This window comes from Curtobacterium pusillum, from assembly GCF_013359865.1.
GTDB lineage: Bacteria > Actinomycetota > Actinomycetes > Actinomycetales > Microbacteriaceae > Curtobacterium > Curtobacterium pusillum.
Genome location: NZ_JABMCE010000034.1, coordinates 1 through 19,957 on the forward strand (window position 1 = coordinate 1; position 19,957 = coordinate 19,957).

The following is a 19,957-nucleotide window of genomic DNA, read 5'->3' on the forward strand; positions in this document are numbered from 1 at the left end:
GCGGGTGGGCGGCATCGGGTGCGTGCCCGGCGAGGGTCGCCGACTCGGGGACGTCGCGGTCGGGTGACTCCCGGCGAGCCGGGGGAGCGCCGGGCAGGTCTTCACCCGGTGCCGACACGCGCGGCTCGTACCGCGGCGTCTCGGGCTCCGTGCCCGCGGCGGGGAGGTCAGCGGGGGACTCCGGCGCGACGTGCTGCGCCGGGTGCGTCGGACGCGGGGTGTCAGCGGGCATGCGGCGCGGCAGCACGGGCGGCGGGGGCGGCGGTACCGCCGGCACGCTCGGGCCCTGGGCCCGTGCCTTCCGCGCGTCGTCCTCGGGGTGGGTGTCGGTCATCGGTGGGGTCCCTCCACGACGAGCAGGTGCACGGGTTCCTGGAACGCGTCCAGGCGGACGTAGTTCGACGATCCCCAGACCCAGCGCTGGCCGGTGACCACGTCGCGCACGTCGAACGCCTGATCGGGGGCGAGGCCGAGTGCGGCGAGGTCGAGGTGGACCGTGGTCTCACGGGCGGAGTGGGGGTCGACGTTCGCGACGACGATCACGGTGTCGTCGCGTCCCGAGCGGATGAACCGACCGGGCAGGTGCTTGGAGTACACGACGATGGCCGGGTCCTCGGCGTCGTGCACGTGCAGGTTCCGGAGCTGGCGGAGCGCGGGGTGCGCCTGCCGGAACCGGTTGAGCATCGTCACGTACGGCGCCAGGCTCGCGCCCTCGGCCTCGGCCAGGGCGAAGTCGCGCGGCTTGTACTCGTACTTCTCGTTGTCGATGTTCTCCTCCGAGCCCGGCCGTGCGACGTCCTCGAAGAGTTCGTAGCCGGAGTACATGCCCCACGTCGGAGCGCCAGTCGCAGCCAGAGCGGCACGGATCTTGTAGCCCGCGCGGCCGCCGAACTGCAGGTACTCGGTGAGGATGTCCGGCGTGTTCACGAAGAGGTTCGGGCGCAGGTACGCGCTCGTCTCGTGCGACAGCTCGGTGAAGTACTCGGCGATCTCGTCCTTCGAGTTCCGCCACGTGAAGTACGAGTACGACTGCTGGAACCCGACCTCGGCCAGAGCCCGCATCATCGCCGGGCGCGTGAACGCCTCGGCGAGGAACACGGTGTCCGGGTGCTCGTCGCGGATCTCACGGATGACGCGCTCCCAGAACCAGAGCGGCTTCGTGTGCGGGTTGTCGACGCGGAAGATCCGGATGCCGAACGCGATCCAGTGCCGCAGGACGCGGAGGACCTCCGTGACGATCCCCTCGGGGTCCGAGTCGAACTGGATCGGGTAGATGTCCTGGTAGCGCTTCGGCGGGTTCTCGGCGGTGGCGATCGAACCGTCCGCGCGCACCGTGAACCACTCCGGGTGCTCGGTGACCCACGGGTGGTCGGGAGAGCACTGCAGCGCGAAGTCGAGGGCGACTTCCATCCCGGTGTTCTTCGCAGTCTCGACGAAGTCCCGGAAGTCTTCCTCGGTGCCGAGGTCCGGGTGGATGGCGTCGTGGCCGCCTTCGGGGCCACCGATCGCCCACGGGCTGCCGGGGTCGTACGGCCCCGGGGTGAGCGTGTTGTTCGGCCCCTTGCGGGCCGTCGTGCCGATGGGGTGGATCGGCGGCAGGTAGACCACGTCGAAGCCCATCCGGGCCACCCCGGGCAGCCGTCGTGCGGCGGTCCGGAAGTCGCCGCTCTTCCAGGAGCCGTCGGCGTTCTTCTTCGCGCCCTCGCTCCGGGGGAAGAACTCGTACCATGCGCCGACGCCCGCGCGGGTGCGCTCCACGTCGAGCAGCTGCGTCGGGGAGTGCGTGCGGAGCGAGGTGAGCGGTGCTTCCTCGACCTCGCCGGTGATCCGCGGGTCGTCGACGGCGGCCAGGCGTTCGGCGGGTTCGAGGTCGGTGTCGCGGATGCGATCGGCCGCGCGGGTGGCTGCGGGGGAGTCGGTCTCGTCGGCCAGCCGGTCGAGGAGCGCCCCGCCGTCGAGCAGCGTGGCCTCGGTGTCGACACCGGCGGCGATCTTGAGACGAGCGGCATGCAGCCACGTCGCCCAGTCGTCGGCGTACGACTCGACGTGCCACGTCCAGACGCCCACGTGGTCGACCTGCACGGTCGCCTCGTACCGGTCCGTGCCAGGGGCGACGAGGGTCATCGGCACCGTGCGCGTGCCGCCGTCGGGTCGCTCGAGGACGAGGTCTGCGCCGATGACGCCGTGCCCCTCGCGGAAGACGGTCGCACCGAACGTGATCACCTCACCGTCGAACGCCTTTCCGGGGAACCCGTTGGGCGTCGTGGGGGCGAGTTCGGTGATCGGGATGCGCCCGATCTTCGGTCGGCGGGGTCGGTCTGCGGTGGCCACGGAGCCGACGCTACCCGGCGAGCGCCTCCGCGTTCCCCGGAAGGCACCTTCTGTGGAGAGCCGGGCGCGCCGTGGACCTGTGGAGGGACGGCCAGGAGGCGCGTGGCGGAGCCGATCCGCGCCTCCAGGCCGCAGCCGTGACCCGCCGCGCCGGGCCGTGACCCGCCCCGCCGGGCCGTGCCCCGCTGCGCCGACTCAGGCGATCTCGAACACGTGGATCCCCGGCCCGTACGCCGTGAACACCTGACCGGCGGGCCGCAGCCGCTCGTGGTCGCGGTGCTTCTCGCTCGACCACGCCAGCCGGTAGCCGAGCACGTCCTCCCGGGTCGGCAGCGTGATGTCCCGCGTCCGCCCGCTGCCGTGCACGACCACGAGGACGCGGTCGAACGGCTCGTGCTCCGGCGTCGACTCGACGAAGTACTGCAGCGCACGGTGGATCGGTTCGTCCCACCCCTCGATCGTCATCGGGTGGCCGTCGGGTCCGTACCAGGACATCCGCGAGGCGCCCGGCGTCTCCTGCCCCTCGACCCCGAAGCGTGTCGGCCGGAGTGCGGGGTGCGCGGCCCGCAGCCGTGCCAGGGCGGCGACGGCCTCGGTCATCGCCTCGGCGTCCTCGTCGTCGGACCAGTCGACCGGGGTGAGGTCCTCGGACACGACGTAGGCGTTGTTGTTGCCGTGCTGGGTGCGGCTCCGCTCGTCTCCAGCGGTCAGCATCGGTACGCCGGCGGACAGCATGAGCGTGCCGACGAGGTTCCGCATCGAGCGACCCCGGGCAGCGCGGACGCCGCGGTCGGCCGTGTCGCCCTCGATGCCGTGGTTGAACGAGCGGTTGTCGTTCGCCCCGTCGCGGTTCTCCTCGCCGTTCGCCTCGTTGTGCTTGCTGTCGTGGGACACGAGGTCGAGCAGGGTGAACCCGTCGTGCGCGGTCACGAAGTTGATGCCGGCGAGTGGCCCGCGCGTGGTGTCGAAGAGCTGGCGGGACCCGGTCAGGGCGCCGGCGAGTGCGCCGATGCCGGTCGCGGGGGCTCCGTGGCGGCGCTCCTCGGCGATGTCGGTGAGCCAGAACTGCCGGACGGTGTTCCGGAACCCGTCGTTCCACTCGCTCGTGCGGGCGCCGAACGAGCCGGTCTTCCACCCGTCGGGTCCGACGTCCCAGGGTTCGGCGATGACGAGGGTGTCCTGCAGGTCGGGGTGGTTCCGGATCCGCTCCAGGAGCGGGTGCGCCGGGTCGAACGCATGGTCGGCGTCACGGGCGAGCGCTGCCATGAGGTCGAAGCGGAACCCGTCCACCTGCACCTCGCGCGCCCAGTACACGAGGCTGTCGACGACGAGGTCCGCGGTGGCCTCGACCGAGGTGTCCAGCGTGTTCCCGCACCCGGTGGTGTCGTAGTACGAGGCGCCGTCGGTCGTCCACCGGTACCGGTTCGCGCCGTCGATGCCCCGCAGCGAGGTCGTCGGTCCGCCGAGCCCCTCTTCTGCCGTGTGGTTGTAGACGACGTCGAGCACGACCTGGATCCCGGCGGCGTGCAGCAGCCGGACCATGCCCTTGAACTCGCGGAGGACCGCGGACGCGCCCGCCTCCTGCGCGCCGGGCGAGGCGAGGGCGGCGTGCGGCGCGAAGAACCCGAGGGTGTTGTAGCCCCAGGCGTTCTCGCGCCCGGCGTCCCGGAGCCAGTGCTCGGTGTCGAAGGCGTGCACGGGCAGCAGCTCGAGCGTGGTGACGCCGATGCGGTGGAGGTGCGCGATGGTGCTCTCGTGGGCGATGCCTGCGTAGGTGCCGCGCAGGTGCTCGGGCACGGCGGGGTTCGCCGCGGTCAGGGTCCGGACGTTCGCCTCGTACACGACGGTCCGGTCGAGCGGGACGACGGGCTTCACGACCCCGCCCCAGTCGAACGCGTCGTCCACGACGACCCCGGTCCAGCGAGGGGAGTCCGCGGGGCGCTCGCCGTCCGCCCCGGTGGCGTCCTGGACGCGCACGATGCCGCGCGCGTACGGGTCGAGCAGTGGCCGTGCCGGGTCGAACTCGTTCGCCGGACCGTCGGGACCGTCGACGAGCAGGTGGTAGGTGTCACCCGGTTCGACGCCCGGCACGTCCCCCGCCCAGACATCGGCCGCCTGCGCCAACGGGAAGGTCCCGCGCCCGTCGACGAACACCGACACGTCCGTCGCGGTGGCGGACCGCACCGAGAAACGCGGGACGTCGCCGCCCAGGAGGAACCCCGGGGTCTCGTCGAAGCCGCTCTCGTGCATGCCCACAAGGGTACGAGGACCCGCGGGTATCCTGGAATCGCTCGATCAGGGGGTGCCCCATCCGCAACGAAAGCACTGCGCCGGTCTACCTCGACCACGCCGCGACGACGCCGATCCTGCCGGAGGCGCTCGCCGCGTTCACGGCCGCGCTCGGCACCGTCGGCAACCCGTCGTCCATCCACAGCGCCGGGCAGCGGGCGAAGATGCTGCTCGAGGACGGCCGCGCGGCCGTCGCCGCCTCGCTCGACGCCGATCCGGTCGAGGTGGTCTTCACCTCGGGCGGCACCGAGAGCATCAACCTCGCCGTCAAGGGGCTGTTCTGGGTGCGGCAGCAGGACCGCCCGCGTCCGCGCATCGTCGTGCCCGCCGGTGAGCACCACGCGACCGTCGACACCGTGTCGTGGCTGGAGAAGCACGAGGGCGCCGTCGTCGACGTGGTCCCGTTGGACGGGCAGGGTCGCGTCGACCTCGACGGCCTGGAGGCGCGACTCGCCGATGCCTCGGACGTCGCCCTGGTCACGTTCCTGTGGGCGAACAACGAGGTGGGCACCATCCAGCCGGTGTCGCGGATCGTCGAGCTCGCGCACGCCGCGGGCGTGCCCGTGCACAGCGACGCGGTCGCCGCCTACGGCCAGGTGCCGGTGTCGTTCGCCGCGTCGGGGCTCGACGCACTGAGCGTGTCCGCGCACAAGATCGGCGGCCCGGTGGGCATCGGGGCGCTCGTGCTCGGGCGTCGCGCCACGGTCGAGCCGCTCATCCACGGCGGGGGCCAGCAGCGGCAGGTGCGGAGCGGGACGCAGGATGCTCCGGCAGCGGCGGCCTTCGGTGTCGCGGCGTCGATGCCGCACCCCTCGCTCCGGGAACTGCGTGACCGCCTGGTCGCGGGCGTGCGGGAAGCGGTGCCGTCGGCGGTGCTCATGGGGGACCCGGACGACCGGCTCCCCGGCAACGCACACTTCACGTTCCCGGGCTGCGAGGGGGACTCGCTGCTGTTCCTGCTCGACGCGGCCGGGGTCGCGGTGTCGACCGGCTCGGCCTGTCAGGCGGGGGTCCCCGAGGCGTCGCACGTGCTCCTTGCCATGGGGCTGTCCGAGCAGGACGCCAGGGGAGCGCTCCGGATCACGCTCGGGCACACCACGACCGAGGCGGACGTCGACGCCTTCCTGGCCGCGCTGCCGGACGCGGTGGCCCGAGCGGGCGCGGCGGGCATGGCGTCGAGGGAACCCCTGCTCGGTCGGTAGGATCGACGATCATGGTCGAACTGGACTTCACCGAGCAGATCTCCGCCCTCCGCGAGACCTTCGGCAACATCCGCTCCGTGGTCGACGTCGACCGCCTGCAGCGCGAGATCGCCGAACTCAGCGAGCAGGCCGGGGCCCAGGACCTCTGGGACGACGTCGAGCACGCGCAGCAGGTGACGAGCGCGCTCTCGCACCGGCAGTCGGAGCTCAAGAAGATCACCGACACCGAGCAGCGCATCGACGACCTCGAAGTGCTCGTCGAGATGGCGAACGAGGCCGACGACCAGGACTCCGCCGACGAAGCCGCCTCCGAGCTCAAGGCGATCCAGAAGACCATGGGCGAACTCGAGGTGCAGACCCTCCTCGACGGCGAGTACGACGACCGTCCCGCGGTCATCACGATCCGTGCCGGTGCCGGTGGTGTCGATGCGGCGGACTTCGCCGAGATGCTGCTGCGCATGTACCTCCGCTACTCGGAGCAGCACGGCTACAAGACCACCGTGATGGACACCTCCTACGCCGAGGAAGCCGGCATCAAGTCCGCCACGTTCGAGGTCGACGCCCCCCACGCGTTCGGGACCCTCTCGGTCGAGGCCGGCACGCACCGCCTCGTCCGGATGTCTCCGTTCGGCGCCGCGGGCAAGCGCCAGACGTCCTTCGCGGCGGTCGAGGTCATCCCGCTGATGCCGGAGACCGAGTCCATCGACATCCCCGAGAACGACATCCGCGTCGACGTCTTCCGGTCATCCGGCCCCGGTGGTCAGTCGGTCAACACGACGGACTCCGCGGTGCGCCTGACCCACATCCCGACCGGCACCGTGGTCTCGATGCAGAACGAGAAGTCGCAGATCCAGAACCGCGCCGCCGCCATGCGCGTGCTGCAGTCGCGCCTCCTGCTCCTGAAGAAGGAAGAGGAGAACGCGAAGAAGAAGGAGCTCGCGGGCAACATCACCGCGAGCTGGGGCGACCAGATCCGCTCGTACGTCCTCGCGCCGTACCAGATGGTGAAGGACCTCCGGAGCGAGCACGAGGTGAACAACCCCTCAGCCGTGTTCGACGGCGACCTCGACGGGTTCATCAACGCCGGCATCCGGTGGCGCAAGCAGTCCGTCGAGTCCTGAACGACGTCGGCGCGGACCTGAGCCGCGCGCCTCGGTTGATTTCCGGGCCGCGCGACCTACCCTGATCCGGTCATGATCAAATTCGACCAGGTCACCAAGGTGTACTCGGGCAATCCGAGTCCCGCCCTCGACTCCATCTCCCTCGAGATCCTCAAGGGGGAGTTCGTCTTCCTCGTGGGCGCATCCGGGTCCGGCAAGTCCAGCTTCCTCCGCCTCGTGCTGAAGGAGGAGAAGCCGTCGCGAGGGCAGATCCACGTGCTCGGGCAGCGCCTGGGCTCCCTGTCGTCGCGCAAGGTCCCGTACTTCCGCCGCAACCTCGGCGTGGTCTTCCAGGACTTCCGGCTCCTCCCGAACAAGAACGTGTTCGACAACGTCGCGTTCTCGCTGCAGGTGATCGGCAAGAGCAAGGGCTTCATCAGCGAGGCCGTCACCGACGTGCTCAAGCTGGTCGGCCTCGCCGGCAAGGCGACCCGTATGCCGCACGAGCTGTCCGGCGGTGAGCAGCAGCGTGTGGCGATCGCGCGCGCGGTCGTCAACAAGCCGGCGATCCTGCTGGCCGACGAGCCCACCGGCAACCTCGACCCGACGACCTCGGCCGGCATCATGGCGCTCCTCGAACGCATCAACCAGGGAGGCACCACCGTGCTCATGGCGACCCACGACGCCAGCATCGTGAACCAGATGCAGCGCCGCGTCATCGAGCTCTCGAACGGGACCATCCTGCGCGACGAGCAGTCCGGCGGGTACCAGACCCAGGCGGTCCCGATCCAGCGCGGCGGCGTGTCGAACACCACCGGCATCCAGACCATCCCGGGGATCATCCGATGAGGCTCGGGCTCGTCATGTCCGAGGTCGGCTCGGGCCTGCGGCGCAACGCGTCGATGGTCGTGTCCGTCGTCCTCGTGACCTTCATCTCGCTCACGTTCGTCGGCACCGCGATCCTGCTCCAGATGCAGATCAACCAGATGAAGGGGTACTGGTACGACCGGGCCCAGGTCGCGGTGTACCTCTGCACGGACACCGACACCACCGGCAACTGCACCGGCGCCAAGGCCACGGACGACCAACGCCAGCAGGTGCAGGCGCAGCTCGAGTCCTCGACCCTCAAGCCGTACATCGAGAAGACGTACTACGAGGACCAGGACCAGGCGTACGCGCGCTTCAAGCAGCAGTTCAAGGACTCGCCCGCCACGGAGTTCGTCAAGCCCGAGTACCTCAACGAGACCTTCTGGGTGAACCTGAAGAACCCGTCGCAGGCCGACGTCCTCGTGGAGAGCCTGTCGAAGGTCGCCGGCGTGCAGAGCGTGGTCGACCAACGCGGGTACCTGCAACCGATCTTCAACCTGCTCAACGCTTCGTCGTACACGGCTATCGGCATCGCCGCGCTCATGCTCATCGCCGCCGTGCTCCTCATCGCGACGACGATCCGGTTGTCGGCGTTCAGTCGACGGCGGGAGCTCGGCATCATGCGCCTGGTCGGGGCGTCGAACCGGTTCATCCAGACACCCTTCGTGCTCGAGGGGGTGATCGCCGCGGCCATCGGGGCGGTCCTCGCGGGTGGCGCGATCGTCGCCGTGGTGTGGTTCTTCGTCCGGAACTACCTGTCGCGGCGGTTCTCGGGCACGGCGTTCATCGGCATGGGGGACGCGGCCGTGGTGGTGCCGGCGGTGATCGTCATCGGCATCGTCCTGGCCGGCCTGTCGGCGTTCATCGCGATCCGCCGGTACCTCAAGGTCTGACGGGCCCGGTCCCTGCCGCGAAAGCGACAGGGTGCCCCGCAGACGCGCAGGCCCTGCCGCGAAAGCGACAGGGTGCCCCGCAGACGCGCAGGCCCTCCCGCGAAAGCGACAGGCTGCCGCCGACGTCCGGCGTCACCCTGTCGCTTCGGCAGGGGTGCCGGACTGGAGGCGCGACGGACGTCCGCCGCGTCGGTCACGCGAGCCGCGCCTCCAGTCCGAGGCCGAGGGGTGCGCTGAAGCGACGGTCTGCGGGAACTGCGGCTGGTTCGTTCCGCGAGAGCGACAGTGTGCCGCCGATGTCCGGCGGGACACTGTCGCTTTCGCGGGGGTTGGCTGGCACGGCGGGCGGGCGGCGGGACGGACGGCGCGCCGGGAAGGTGCGCCGCACCGCCTGCGTTCGGTAGGCTGCAGGGCTGCGCACGAGCAGCGACCGCCCGAGAGGAGACACGCATGGCGAAGGAACGCGGCGAGAAGATCGTGGCGACGAACCGTCGCGCGCGTCACGACTACCTGATCGAGGACACGTACGAGGCGGGCATGGTCCTCTCCGGCACCGAGGTGAAGTCCCTGCGGGAGGGCCGGGCTTCGCTCGTCGACGGGTACGCCTTCATCGACGCCGGGGAAGCCTGGCTCGACGCGGTGCACATCCCCGAGTACACCGAGGGGACGTGGAACAACCACGCTCCGCGGCGCAAGCGGAAGCTCCTCCTGCACAAGCAGCAGATCGTGAAGATCTCGCACAAGACGGCGCAGGGCGGGTACACGCTCGTGCCGCTGCAGATCTACTTCCACGACGGCCGTGCCAAGGTGGAGATCGCGGTCGCGAAGGGCAAGCGCGAGTTCGACAAGCGCCAGGCCCTTCGTGAGAAGACCGACAAGCGTGAGGCCGAGCGTGCCATGCGGTCCCGCAACCGTCTCGGGGAGTAGCGCCGAGGCTCCTCATTCGCTAGACTGAGGGACTGCTCCGGAACCGGAGCATTGGCAATTCAACAGCGTGACAGTGGCTCGCACGTCCGGCCCGCATGGGGATGATCGGTTTCGACATTGCCTGTGTGCCGACGGGAAGCGGGCCGAGGACCCACGGTCATCTCGTGAACGATCCGTGGAAAACAACAAGTGCCAATTCCAAGCGCACTGACTTCGCTCTCGCTGCGTAAGCAGCCCAGCACATGAAGTCCGTCGGCCAGGTGATCGTCCCCTAACCTGATCCCGGCGTCATCCAGAGGACTTGCTGCACGGTTGCGCCTCAGGGCCGTGCGGGACTTGCACTGAGACTGGGCCCGTCGTCCTAGAAGCCGGTAGCAAAGGACGGGGCCGAGCAGAACGATCTATCCGGATACGCCCGTAGAAGACGTCGAATTGCAGCGATGGACGGGGGTTCGATTCCCCCCATCTCCACCATTCGCCGGTCGTCGAGCCGCTGTCACGCTGTCGTTGCGAGAGCACCGCACCGAACGCCCCGTCGTCGTCCCCGGACGTCGACGGGGCGTTCTGTCTGATGTCAACTGCGAGGACTACGCTCCGGGGCAGGCGCGGGAAGTCGCCCGCGTCGATCGTCGAGACGAGAGGTCCACGCGTGGTGCAGGAGATCGCGATCCGAGTCCGTCTGCGAGAGCAGGAGCGAGTGGTGCTCGCCGATTACGAACGGGCGGTGGGTTCGGTCGCGACCGTCGCCGCGCTGGCCGCCTGGCTGCCCACGCCGGACGCCCGCCTCGTCATCCGTGGTCGCGGGGCACAGCCGGTGCGGCTCGAGACGGTGACGTACGGCTCCGTGATCGAGATGCTCGTGGTGCTCGACCAGCGCTCGGCTGCCGTCGAGCGAGGTGCCGCGGCGATCGCGGCGCTCATCGAGTCGGTGCGGCACGAGCACGTCGAGGACGACGTCTCCGGGGTCGCCGGCGAGCTGGACCGGCTCGACCGTTCGGCGCCCCGCGGACGTTCGGCCGTCGAGCGGTCGCTCCGTTCGTTCCTCGAGGGCGCTCGCGCCGATGTGCTCGCGAAGAAGACGACGACGCGGGTCCGGGCCGCCCAGGCGCTGGTCCGTCTCGCCGAGGACGGTGCGTCGCTCGTCGTCGAGCGGGTGGACGACGCGCTGGCGCCGACGATCGAGGAGCACGAGGTCGACGTCGTCGCCGACACCGGGAGCGCGGTGCTCGTCGAGCCGGCCGACGGTCTCGAGTCGCCCGAGGCCGACGCTGAAGCCACGGCGGACGCCGAGGGTGGGTCCGAGCCGGTCCCGGCAGGTGCGCAGCAGGACTCCGACGAGACGTCGAAGAAGTCGAAGAAGCAGGAGTCCGACAAGAAGAAGTCCAAGAAGGACGACAAGAAGAAGTCCAAGAAGGACTCTGACAAGAAGAAGTCCAAGAAGGACGACAAGAAGAAGAAGTCCAAGAAGTAGCCTGAGTGCTTGTACAGCACATTTGTTTCCATTGTGTTAAACAATCCGGCGAAGTTGCTGTCCTGGTGCCAGAGTCGATGAGCGCGGCCCCCGTTCGCGGGGCCGCGTTCACTCGACAGGAGCAACAGTGGCTACAACGACACAGGCGCTGCCGGACTCCGGCCTCAAGCGCAACGTCGGCTTCATCGGACTCATCTGGGCCTCGACGGGGTCGATCATCGGCTCGGGCTGGCTCTTCGGCTCGCAGGAGGCGCTGAAGACCGCCGGACCCGCCGCGATCATCTCGTGGCTGATCGGCGGCGTGGCGATCCTCGTCCTCGCACTCGTCCACGCCGAACTCGGCGGCATGTTCCCGATCGCGGGCGGAACAGCGCGGTTCCCCCACATCGCCTTCGGCGGCGTCGCCGGAGCATCCTTCGGCTGGTTCTCGTGGCTGCAGTCCGTGACGGTCGCCCCGATCGAGGTCGAGGCGATGATCAAGTACGCGCAGCACTGGCAGTTCGCGCACCCGTGGCTGCACACCACCACCCTCAACGGCGAGACCCAACAGCTCCTCACCGGGTCCGGCATCGCGGTCGCCGTGGTGCTCATGGCGGTCGTGACGGTGATCAACCTGCTGAGCGTGCGGATCCTCGCGAACACGAACTCCGCCGCGACCTGGTGGAAGGTGGCGATCCCACTGCTCGTCATCATCGTGCTGGCGTTCAGCGGCTTCCACGGCTCGAACTTCACCGCGGCGAACGGCTTCATGCCCGAGGGCGCGAAGGGCATCCTCGCTGCGGTGTCGACGTCGGGCATCATCTTCGCGTTCCTCGGCTTCGAGCAGGCGGACCAGCTCGCCGGCGAGGCCAAGAACCCGAAGCGGGACATCCCCCGCGCCGTCATCGGCTCGGTCCTGATCGGCCTCGTGATCTACCTCCTGCTGCAGGTCGTCTTCCTCGGGGTCCTGCGCTCCGACGCGATCCAGGGGTCGTGGGCGACAGCGGACTTCACGAAGTACACCGGTCCGTTCGCCGACATCGCGATGGCCGCAGGGATCACCTGGCTGGCGGTGATCATCTTCATCGACGCGATCATCTCGCCCGGTGGCACCGGCCTCATCTACGTGACGGCCACCTCCCGCATCTCGTACGGCCTGAGCCGCAACGGCTACTTCCCGAAGGCGTTCGAGTGGACCACGAAGCAGGGCGTGCCCTGGGTGGGACTCGTGACGGCGTTCGTCGTGGGCTGCGCGTGCTTCGCACCGTTCCCGTCCTGGCAGGGGCTCGTGAGCCTCATCACGAGCGCGTCGGTGCTCATGTACGCGGGCGCTCCGTTGGCGCTCGGCGCGTTCCGGAAGCGCATCCCGGAGATCGAGCGTCCCTACCGCATGCCCGCCGCGGCCGTGCTGTCGCCCATCGCCTTCATCGTCGCGAACCTCATCATCCTCTGGACCGGGTGGGACACCGACTGGAAGCTCGGCGTCGCGATCCTCATCGGCGCGGTGGTGATCGTCCTGAACAACGTGTTCCGCGGGAAGACCAGCGTCCGTCCGCGCTGGGACTGGAAGGCGGCCCAGTGGCTGCTGCCGTACCTGATCGGTATGGGGCTCATCGTGTTCCTCAGCGACTTCGGTCCGCTGACGCACCCGGTGTTCCCGCTGTGGATCGACATCGTCGTCGTCGCCGTGTTCTCGCTGGTGATCTACTACTGGGCGATCAACTCGGCGTCCGACCGGGAGGAGATCCTCCGGACGGCCGAGGACGTCCGGAACGTCGAGGAGACGAACGTGGTGGAGCCCGTCGCGCACTGACCCCCTCCGCAAAGCGCAACGTCGGCGGTTGCTCGCAGCGCAGTACCGCTGCGAGCAACCGCCGCGTTTGCGTTTTGCGGAACGGCGCGGGCGGGGTCAGAAGTCGAACAGGTTCCCTCGGATCCCGCCTGCCCCGTACTCGCGACGGAGCAGCCCGCGCTGCCGGAGCACCGGCACGAGATCGCCGAGCATCCGGTACACCTGCGCCGGGTGGAGATCGCCGGAGAAGATGATGCCGTCGTTGTCCGCGTCGGCACCGAGCTCCTCGATGAAGTCCGCGAACTCGTCCGCGGTGCCGACGAACCCCTCCCGCGACGACACCCGTCCCGTTCGGGCCTTGCGTGTGAGCAGTTCCCGGAGGGGCGCATCGGGGGTGTCGCCGACGAGGCCGCGGATCGTGCCCGCGGACACGTGGTCCCCGAACGTGCCGGACGGGATCGGCGCGTCGAGGTCGAGCGAGAGCAGGTCGGTCTCGGAGTCGCTCGACCACGCGACCGCAGCGGTACGGAGGTCGTCGTCGGAAGGGTGCTTCGACGCGTCGACGATCCGGTCCGCCTCGGCCGTCGATGAAACGATCACGGGCTTGAGGACGAACAGCACGCGGAGGTCCGCCGCGCTCCGTCCCGCCTCCGTCGCGGCCGCCACCACCCGCGCACGGTAGTCCCGCACCGCCGACGCGGACAGCGGCGCGAGCGCGAGCTGCACGTCCGAGTGGGTACCCGCGAACCCGAGCCCGCGGCCGGAGCCACCGGGGGAGACCACGACCGGGTCGGCGTCGAGCGGCAGCGCGTTGAGCGGCCCGTCGGCGGTGAAGTACTCGCCCTCGTGGTGGAACGCGTCGAGCGCGTCCCCGTCGGCGAACCGCCAGTCGGACGGATCCCCGACGTACCCCTCCGAGCCCCACGAGCGCCACAACCGGCGGAGCAGCGTGATCCACTCCTCGGCCCGGTCGTACGCGGCGTCGTGCCCGAGCGGTGCGAGCCCGGCGTGTCTGGCGCTCCCGGTGTCGGTGACGACGTTGATGCCGAGCCGCGAACCCGACAGGTGCGCCAGCGTGGCGAACTGCCGCGCGGCGAGGTACGGCGGGGTGATGCCGGCGTTCACGGTCGGAGCGATCCCGATGTGCGACGTGGCGGCGAACAGGTACGGCGCGAGCAGCAGCGGGTCGTGCTTCGGGCCGCCGTACGCCTGCCGGATGCGCAGGTCGAGGGTCGACGGGTTGCCGAGCGAGATCGCGTCCTCGGCGATGACGAGGTCCATGCCGGCCTGCTCGAGCGCGCGGACGGACTGCTGGTACAGGTCGGGCTTCGTCCAGTCGTACCCCCAGTCCCAGTCCGACCGACCCCAGGCCTGCGGACCGAAGCCGCGCGAGAAGAAGTACCCGAAGTGCTGCAGTCCGGTCATTGCCTAGAGTTCCTCCGCGATCACGTGGTTGCCGGGGACGGCGTGTTCCAGGGCGGCGAGCTCCGTGACGGAACCGACCCGCGCCTCCAGGCCGACGCTGCCGACGCTGCCAGCCGCGCCGCGCAGGGCGGCGAAGCCGCGCGACAGGTCGCGGACCAGGTCCGCGACGTCCTCGATGCCGACCGACAGCCGGATCAGTCCGTCGTGGATGCCCTGCTCGGCACGCTCCTCGGCCGTCTTGCCGGCGTGCGTCGTCGTCGCGGGGTGCAGGATCAGCGACCGCACGTCACCGAGGTGGGTCATCCGACTGAACAGCTGCACGGTGTCGATGAAGGTGCGCGCGGCGGCTTCGCCGCCCGCCAGCGTGAAGGCGAACACGGACCCGGCCCCGCGGGGCAGGTAGCGCTCGGCGAGGTCGCGGTAGGGACTGGAGGCGAGACCCGCGTAGTCGACGCTCGTCACCTCCGGCTGCTGCTCCAGGAAGGACGCGACGGCCAGCGCGTTCGCGCTGTGGCGTTCGACGCGCAGCGACAGCGTTTCGATGCCCTGGCGGAGCAGGAAGGCGTTGAAGGGCGAGGGGGTCGGGCCGATGCGGGACGCCACGACGTCGCGGGCGAAGACGATGAAGGCACGGCTGCCGTAGCGCTCGACGTAGCTCGCGCCGCCGAGCGACCGTTCCGGCGAGGTCAGGTGCACCCAGCGCTCGGGGGAGGCGGACCAGTCGAAGGTGCCGCCGTCGACCACCACGCCGCCGAGCCCCGCGCCGTGGCCGGAGAGGAACTTCGACGCCGAGTGGACCACGATGTCGGCGCCGTGCTCGACCGGACGGACGAGGTACGGCGTCGCGAGGGTGTTGTCGACGATGAGCGGGACGCCCGCGCGGTGGGCGGTGTCGGCGACGCCCGTGATGTCGAGGACGTCGTTCTTCGGGTTGGGGATCGTCTCGGCGAAGAACGCCTTGGTGTTCGGACGGACGAGCCGGGCCCACTCGTCGAGGTCGCGCTGGTCGGCGACGAAGTCGACCTCGATGCCGAGCCGGCCGAGGTTCTGCACGAGCAGGCCCTTGGTGCCCTCGTAGATGCTGCGCGCCGCGACGACGTGGTCGCCCGCCTGCAGGACACCGAGGAATGCGATCGTCGCCGCCGCCTGGCCGCTGCCGACGAGGATCGCCTCGACGCCGCGCTCCAGCAGGGCGACGCGGCGCTCGACGTCCGCGTTCGTCGGGTTGCCGAGCCTCGAGTAGGTGTAGCCGTCGTCCGTGCCGGCGAAACGGTCGCGAGCCTGGTCGAAGTCGTCGAACAGGAAGCCGGAGGACATGTGGATCGCGGGGACCCTCGCACCGTGGGCCGCGTCGGGCTGGAACCCGCCGTGCACCTGTTCGGTCGCGAAACCGTACTCCTCGTCCGTCATGGGACACCTCCTGCCGTGGTCGTGCGGGTACTCTCGCAGGGTCCTCGCGTCGCCTCCTGGTTTGCGGCGCCCGGTTACGGCCGGATCGCGGCCGACACCGGGCCGGTGCCCGCGCGGCCGTCGCGCGTGCACGCCGTGCGTACGCGTCGTTCGACACGGCACCGGTCGATCGACGCGCCGGATGTCGAAGGGTGCGCACGCATCGGACTGGAGGCGCGGGGCGGCACCGCCACGTGCCTCCAGTCCGTCGTCAGTCGCGCCGGGCGACCGCGGCACCCACCGCAGTCAGTCGCGCGGGCAGTCCCGGGGCGAGGCCCTCGGGCAGCGCGTCCAGCGTGAACCAGCGGACGTCGTCGCTCTCGTCGCTGGCCGCGGTCGTCGCCGTGGGGTCGACGAGGGCGACGAAGCCGACGTCCCAGTGCGCCGCGCAGGAGAACCCGCCGTTCAGCTCGTGGCGGTCGAGGTCGGCGGCGGCGGCGTCGAGGAGGTCGAGCTCGGCGATGCCCGATTCTTCGCGGGCCTCGCGGCGGGCGGCGTCGGCGAGGGTCTCGTCACCGGGCTCGAGGTGCCCGCCGAGCTGGACCCAGAACCGGCCCTTGCGGTGCAGGCAGAGCAGCACGCTCGCGAGATCGGGCGAGAACACGAAGCACGACGCCGTCAGGTGCTCCGGACCGCCCTCGCGCCACAGCGCCGCCTCGCCGCGTTCCTCGACGAACAGGGTGAACCGGTCGCGCTGCGGGTCCGTCGTCGCGGCGAGGGCAGCGTTCACGTCGTCGAGGAGCACGCCGCCATCCTTCCACGCGCATGCACCCGCACCGGACCGCCCCCATCAGCGGCGCACGGGTCAGAACAGGGCGCGCACCCCGGCGGCGACGATCGCCCAGACCTCGAGCAGCGGACCCCGCGCGAGCCACACCGCCACAGCGTTCACGGCGAGGAACAGCACGAACCAGACGGACGCCGGCACCCGCATCTCCGCCGCCGCGATGTGGAAGTCCGTCTGCACCCGTGCCCCGGTGAGCAACCACCGCGCGACCTGCACGACCGACCGCAGCCCGTCGACGACGAAGAACGCCCCGACCGCGGCGACGACCAGCACGGTGGTCTCCGACGGACGCAGGGCCACCCAGAGCGCCAACGCGTCGAAGCCGAGCACGACGAGGATGCCGAACCAGTTCCGCACGAACGCCAGCGCGACGAGCCCCACCACACCGAGGACCGCGACGGGCAGCCACCGCGAGCCGTGCAGCACCCCGGTGACGAGCAGGACGCCGGCCCAGAGCGGGGCGCTGTACCCGGCGTAGAGGTTGGTGATCCGGACGAGCCAGCGGATCCCACCCGGCACCCGGCCGAGCTGGACCCAGGCCTCGCCGGAGCCGTCCGGGTGCAGTTCGATGCGTTGGATGCGCCCGCCGAACGGCACGACGACGACCGCGTGCCCGACCTCGTGTGCGACGGTCGCGGCGATGCGGGCCACGCGGCCGACGAGCGGCACGAACGGCAGGACCGCGCCCACGAGGAGCGCGACGAAGACGAGGGGCGGGGCTGCTGCGGTCAAGTGACCAGGATCGCAGCCTCGCCCAGGAGGAAGCCGAGGACGCTCAGCCGACCGCGGCGAGGAACGACGGCACCAGCGACGGCACCAGCGCGATGGCGATCACGATGATCGTCGCGATGATGGCGAGCGCGGTGAGGACGGCGAGGAACACCGTCAGGCGGTTCATGCGGGTGTGCCTGGCTATTCGACCGTCACCGACTTGGCGAGGTTCCTCGGCTTGTCCACGTCGCAGCCCAGCTGGAGCGCGAGTTCGCGGGCGAGCATCTGCAGCGGGACGACGGCCTCGAGCGGACCCCAGGGTGCGGTCGCCGGGCCCCAGGCGAGGTCCCCGGCCGCACGCCGGCCGAGCGCCGGGATGTCCGAGCCCTCGCCGCCGATCGTGATCACGAAGCCGCCGCGGGCACGGACCTCGGCGATGTTCGCCTGCAGCCGCTGCTCCCCGTGGTCGACCACGACGACGGGGGTGCCCTCGTCGACGAGCGCGAGCGGGCCGTGCTTGAGCTCCCCGGCGGGGTAGGCCTCGGCCCACCGGTAGCTCAGCTCCTTGAGCTTGAGGGCCCCCTCGGCGGCGTACGGCAGACCGGCGCCGCGCCCCAGGAACAGGAAGCCGGTGGCGTCCTTGACGCTCGACACCAGGAGCGGGATGCGGTCGGCAGCGATGGACGCGGCGTGCTCGATCCTCGCCGGCAGGTCGGTCAGCTCGCCGACCAGCGCCGACGCGCGTCCGGCGTCGATCCGACCGGAGGCCACGAGCGCGGAGATCACCGCCGCGACCCCGACGACGACCTGGGCGGTGAACGTCTTGGTCGCGGCGACGCCGATCTCGGGGCCTGCGTGGCAGTCGAGCACGGCGTCCGCCCGACGGGCGAGCGACGAGTGGACGTTGTTCGTGAGCGCGAGCACCGGGTGCCGGTCCTCGAACCGGTCGAGCGCGCGCAGCACGTCGGCGGTCTCGCCCGACTGGCTGATGGCGACGACGAGCGTGCCCGGGCCGAGCACCGCCTGGTCGGCTTCGCTCGCGACGACGATGTCCGTCGGCACGCCGCCGATGCCGCGCAGGGCGGCGGCGATGACCTGCCCGGCGTTGAGCGAGGTCCCGCACGCGACGATCGCGAGCCGGTGGAACCCGGGCAGCCCGAGTCCGACCCACATGCTCCCGTCCGCAGCACGGCGGGCGACCCGGTCGAGGATCGAGGACACGACCGCGGGCTGCTCCTCGATCTCCTTCGCCATGTGGTCCGGGTGGTCGCCGAGCTCGAGGGCGGTGGCGGCGAACGGCGACGGGGTCGGGAACGGCACGGGGACGGTGATCCCGGCGGACGACCAGGTCCAGGCCTCGCCCAGTTCGACGACGTCGCCGTCGCGCAGCGCCACGAACGTCTCGCACCACTCGGCGATCGCACCGATGTCGCTCGCCACGAAGTCGCCGCGGGCGGACCGGGCGACGACGAGCGGGGAGCGCTCCGCGGCGACGACCATGCGGCCGTCCCGGGCGTCGAGCACGACGATCGCCCAGGAGCCCTCGAGCTGCGCGGTCGCGATCTGCACCGCGAGCATGAGGTCGGGGTCCACCGCGAGGGCGCGCTCGACGAGGTGCGCGATGACCTCGGAGTCGACGTCCGACGCGAACACGTGCCCCTGCCGCTCGAGCGTCGCGCGCAGCCGGTCGGCGTTCTCGACGATCCCGTTGTGCACGATGCTGATCCGGCCGGAGCAGTCCGCGTGCGGGTGGGCGTTCGCCTCACGGACCACGCCGTGGGTCGCCCACCGGGTGTGTCCGATGCCGACGCCGGTCAGCGCGTCGCCCGACCGTGCCGCCGCGAGTGTCCGAAGATCGCCGACGCGCGACACCGAGCGGATCGTCTCGGTCCCCCCGGTGGCGGTCCGGACGGCGATCCCCGCCGAGTCGTACCCGCGGTACTCGAGGCGTTCGAGTCCGTCGAGCAGGTAGGGCGTCGCGTCGTCGGAGACGCGGGCCGCGATGATGCCGCACATCTGGTGTCCCTTCGGGTGGGAGGAGCAGCTCCAGGAGCCGCGAGTTCGGGAGGGCGGTGCGGCACCGACCGCCGTCGGGTCTGCCGTGCGTCCGGCCCGCCGGCCCGGACCGCCGCCCGTCCCCGGATCAGGCGAGGACGGACGACGGCGTACGTGGGCCGACGGTTCGGGTACCGGACGGGGTACCACGGATCTGGCTCCCGGAGGAGCACGGCGGTCGGTGCAGGAGAAGCCTCACCCGACGTCGGTGACACGGCAACGGTCGTCACCCGCTCTTGCGGTTCACCGCGTGCGGGGTGCGAACCCGTGCGGACACGTGCGGAGTCCCGCAAGCGCACGGACTGGAGGCGCGGTACCAGCTGGTACCGCGCCTCCAGTCCGCCAGGAGTCGGGTTCAGATCACGTGAGCAGCGCGACCAGGTGCGACCGTGAACGGGCTCCCACCTTCCGGTAGATCTGCGTCAGGCGCAGTTCCACCGTCCGCTGCGACATGAACAGCGACGAGGCGATCTCGCGGTTGCGGTACCCCTCCGTCACCTTCTGCACGACGGCGCGCTCCTCCGCGGTGAGCGAGGTGAGCACGGCCGAGGCGTCCGGCGCGCTCCGGGGCGTCCCGGGGACCGGCGCGGACAGCGCCGGGCCGGACCGCAGCGACGACGGCACACCGAACGGCGGCATGGCGACCGTCGCGGCGGGCGTGGCGAGCGGACGCCGGAGC

Annotated in this window: 16 protein-coding genes, 1 other RNA gene and 1 pseudogene; 8 read left to right on the forward strand and 10 right to left on the reverse strand. The window is 70.7% G+C overall.

What is annotated here, in order from left to right; all coding sequences use genetic code 11:
• The 3 genes and pseudogenes from HP507_RS00900 to HP507_RS00910 form a co-directional block, all read right to left on the reverse strand.
• Positions 1-334: pseudogene (locus HP507_RS00900) on the reverse strand (hypothetical protein); the annotation flags it as partial.
• Positions 331-2,331, reverse strand: coding sequence for an alpha-1,4-glucan--maltose-1-phosphate maltosyltransferase (locus HP507_RS00905; RefSeq protein WP_175350001.1), 2,001 nt, complete (start codon positions 2,329-2,331; stop codon positions 331-333). The pseudogene HP507_RS00900 and the gene HP507_RS00905, both read right to left, overlap by 4 nt.
• Positions 2,332-2,526: 195 nt before the next feature.
• On the reverse strand, positions 2,527-4,581 hold the full coding sequence (locus tag HP507_RS00910; RefSeq protein ID WP_175350002.1) for a glycogen debranching protein: 2,055 nt from the start codon (positions 4,579-4,581) through the stop codon (positions 2,527-2,529).
• 59 nt (positions 4,582-4,640) lie between these two features.
• Here HP507_RS00910 and HP507_RS00915 point away from each other — a divergent pair, with 59 nt between their 5' ends.
• The 8 genes from HP507_RS00915 to HP507_RS00950 all read left to right on the forward strand — a co-directional run bounded on the left by HP507_RS00915 (position 4,641) and on the right by HP507_RS00950 (position 12,872).
• Positions 4,641-5,822, forward strand: a complete 1,182-nt coding sequence (locus HP507_RS00915) for a cysteine desulfurase family protein (RefSeq protein WP_175350013.1) — start codon at positions 4,641-4,643, stop codon at positions 5,820-5,822.
• 11 nt (positions 5,823-5,833) lie between these two features.
• Positions 5,834-6,943, forward strand: a complete 1,110-nt coding sequence (gene prfB / locus HP507_RS00920) for a peptide chain release factor 2 (RefSeq protein ID WP_175350003.1) — start codon at positions 5,834-5,836, stop codon at positions 6,941-6,943.
• Between the two features lie 72 nt (positions 6,944-7,015).
• A complete protein-coding gene (ftsE, locus tag HP507_RS00925; protein ID WP_175350004.1) occupies positions 7,016-7,771 on the forward strand; it encodes a cell division ATP-binding protein FtsE in 756 nt (251 codons plus the stop codon).
• Complete coding sequence (gene ftsX / locus HP507_RS00930) at positions 7,768-8,682, forward strand: permease-like cell division protein FtsX (RefSeq protein ID WP_175350005.1); 915 nt, start codon at positions 7,768-7,770, stop codon at positions 8,680-8,682. The genes ftsE and ftsX overlap by 4 nt, the downstream gene beginning before the upstream one ends.
• A 450-nt stretch (positions 8,683-9,132) precedes the next feature.
• Positions 9,133-9,609, forward strand: coding sequence for an SsrA-binding protein SmpB (smpB, locus tag HP507_RS00935; protein ID WP_111238678.1), 477 nt, complete (start codon positions 9,133-9,135; stop codon positions 9,607-9,609).
• 97 nt (positions 9,610-9,706) lie between these two features.
• Positions 9,707-10,083, forward strand: a transfer-messenger RNA (tmRNA) gene (gene ssrA, locus HP507_RS00940).
• A gap of 226 nt (positions 10,084-10,309) precedes the next feature.
• Positions 10,310-11,080: a hypothetical protein gene (locus HP507_RS00945; RefSeq protein WP_217508356.1), complete on the forward strand. Its 771-nt coding sequence runs from the start codon at positions 10,310-10,312 to the stop codon at positions 11,078-11,080.
• A gap of 127 nt (positions 11,081-11,207) precedes the next feature.
• Positions 11,208-12,872, forward strand: a complete 1,665-nt coding sequence (locus HP507_RS00950) for an APC family permease (RefSeq protein ID WP_217508357.1) — start codon at positions 11,208-11,210, stop codon at positions 12,870-12,872.
• A 96-nt stretch (positions 12,873-12,968) separates the two neighbouring features.
• Here the strand turns inward: HP507_RS00950 and HP507_RS00955 are convergent, their stop codons facing one another.
• The 7 genes from HP507_RS00955 to HP507_RS00980 all read right to left on the reverse strand — a co-directional run.
• Entirely contained in the window at positions 12,969-14,276 is a 1,308-nt protein-coding gene (locus HP507_RS00955) for an LLM class flavin-dependent oxidoreductase (RefSeq protein ID WP_175350007.1), read from the reverse strand.
• A gap of 3 nt (positions 14,277-14,279) precedes the next feature.
• Positions 14,280-15,686 carry an O-acetylhomoserine aminocarboxypropyltransferase/cysteine synthase family protein gene (locus HP507_RS00960; protein WP_175350008.1) on the reverse strand — a complete coding sequence of 469 codons (1,407 nt, stop codon included), beginning with the start codon at positions 15,684-15,686 and terminating at the stop codon, positions 14,280-14,282.
• Between the two features lie 250 nt (positions 15,687-15,936).
• Positions 15,937-16,470 carry an NUDIX hydrolase gene (locus HP507_RS00965; RefSeq protein WP_175350009.1) on the reverse strand — a complete coding sequence of 178 codons (534 nt, stop codon included), beginning with the start codon at positions 16,468-16,470 and terminating at the stop codon, positions 15,937-15,939.
• Positions 16,471-16,530: 60 nt separating this feature from the next.
• The gene (locus HP507_RS00970; protein ID WP_175350010.1) at positions 16,531-17,244 is read right to left on the reverse strand and encodes a M50 family metallopeptidase; all 714 of its coding nucleotides are present in this window, start codon (positions 17,242-17,244) and stop codon (positions 16,531-16,533) included.
• Between the two features lie 43 nt (positions 17,245-17,287).
• Complete coding sequence (locus HP507_RS18075; RefSeq protein ID WP_271206991.1) at positions 17,288-17,410, reverse strand: hypothetical protein; 123 nt, start codon at positions 17,408-17,410, stop codon at positions 17,288-17,290.
• A 14-nt stretch (positions 17,411-17,424) separates the two neighbouring features.
• The gene (gene glmS / locus HP507_RS00975) at positions 17,425-19,239 is read right to left on the reverse strand and encodes a glutamine--fructose-6-phosphate transaminase (isomerizing) (protein ID WP_175350011.1); all 1,815 of its coding nucleotides are present in this window, start codon (positions 19,237-19,239) and stop codon (positions 17,425-17,427) included.
• Positions 19,240-19,638: 399 nt separating this feature from the next.
• Positions 19,639-19,957, reverse strand: a 319-nt coding sequence (locus HP507_RS00980; RefSeq protein WP_175350012.1) for a helix-turn-helix domain-containing protein, incomplete at its 5' end; no start/stop codon positions are given.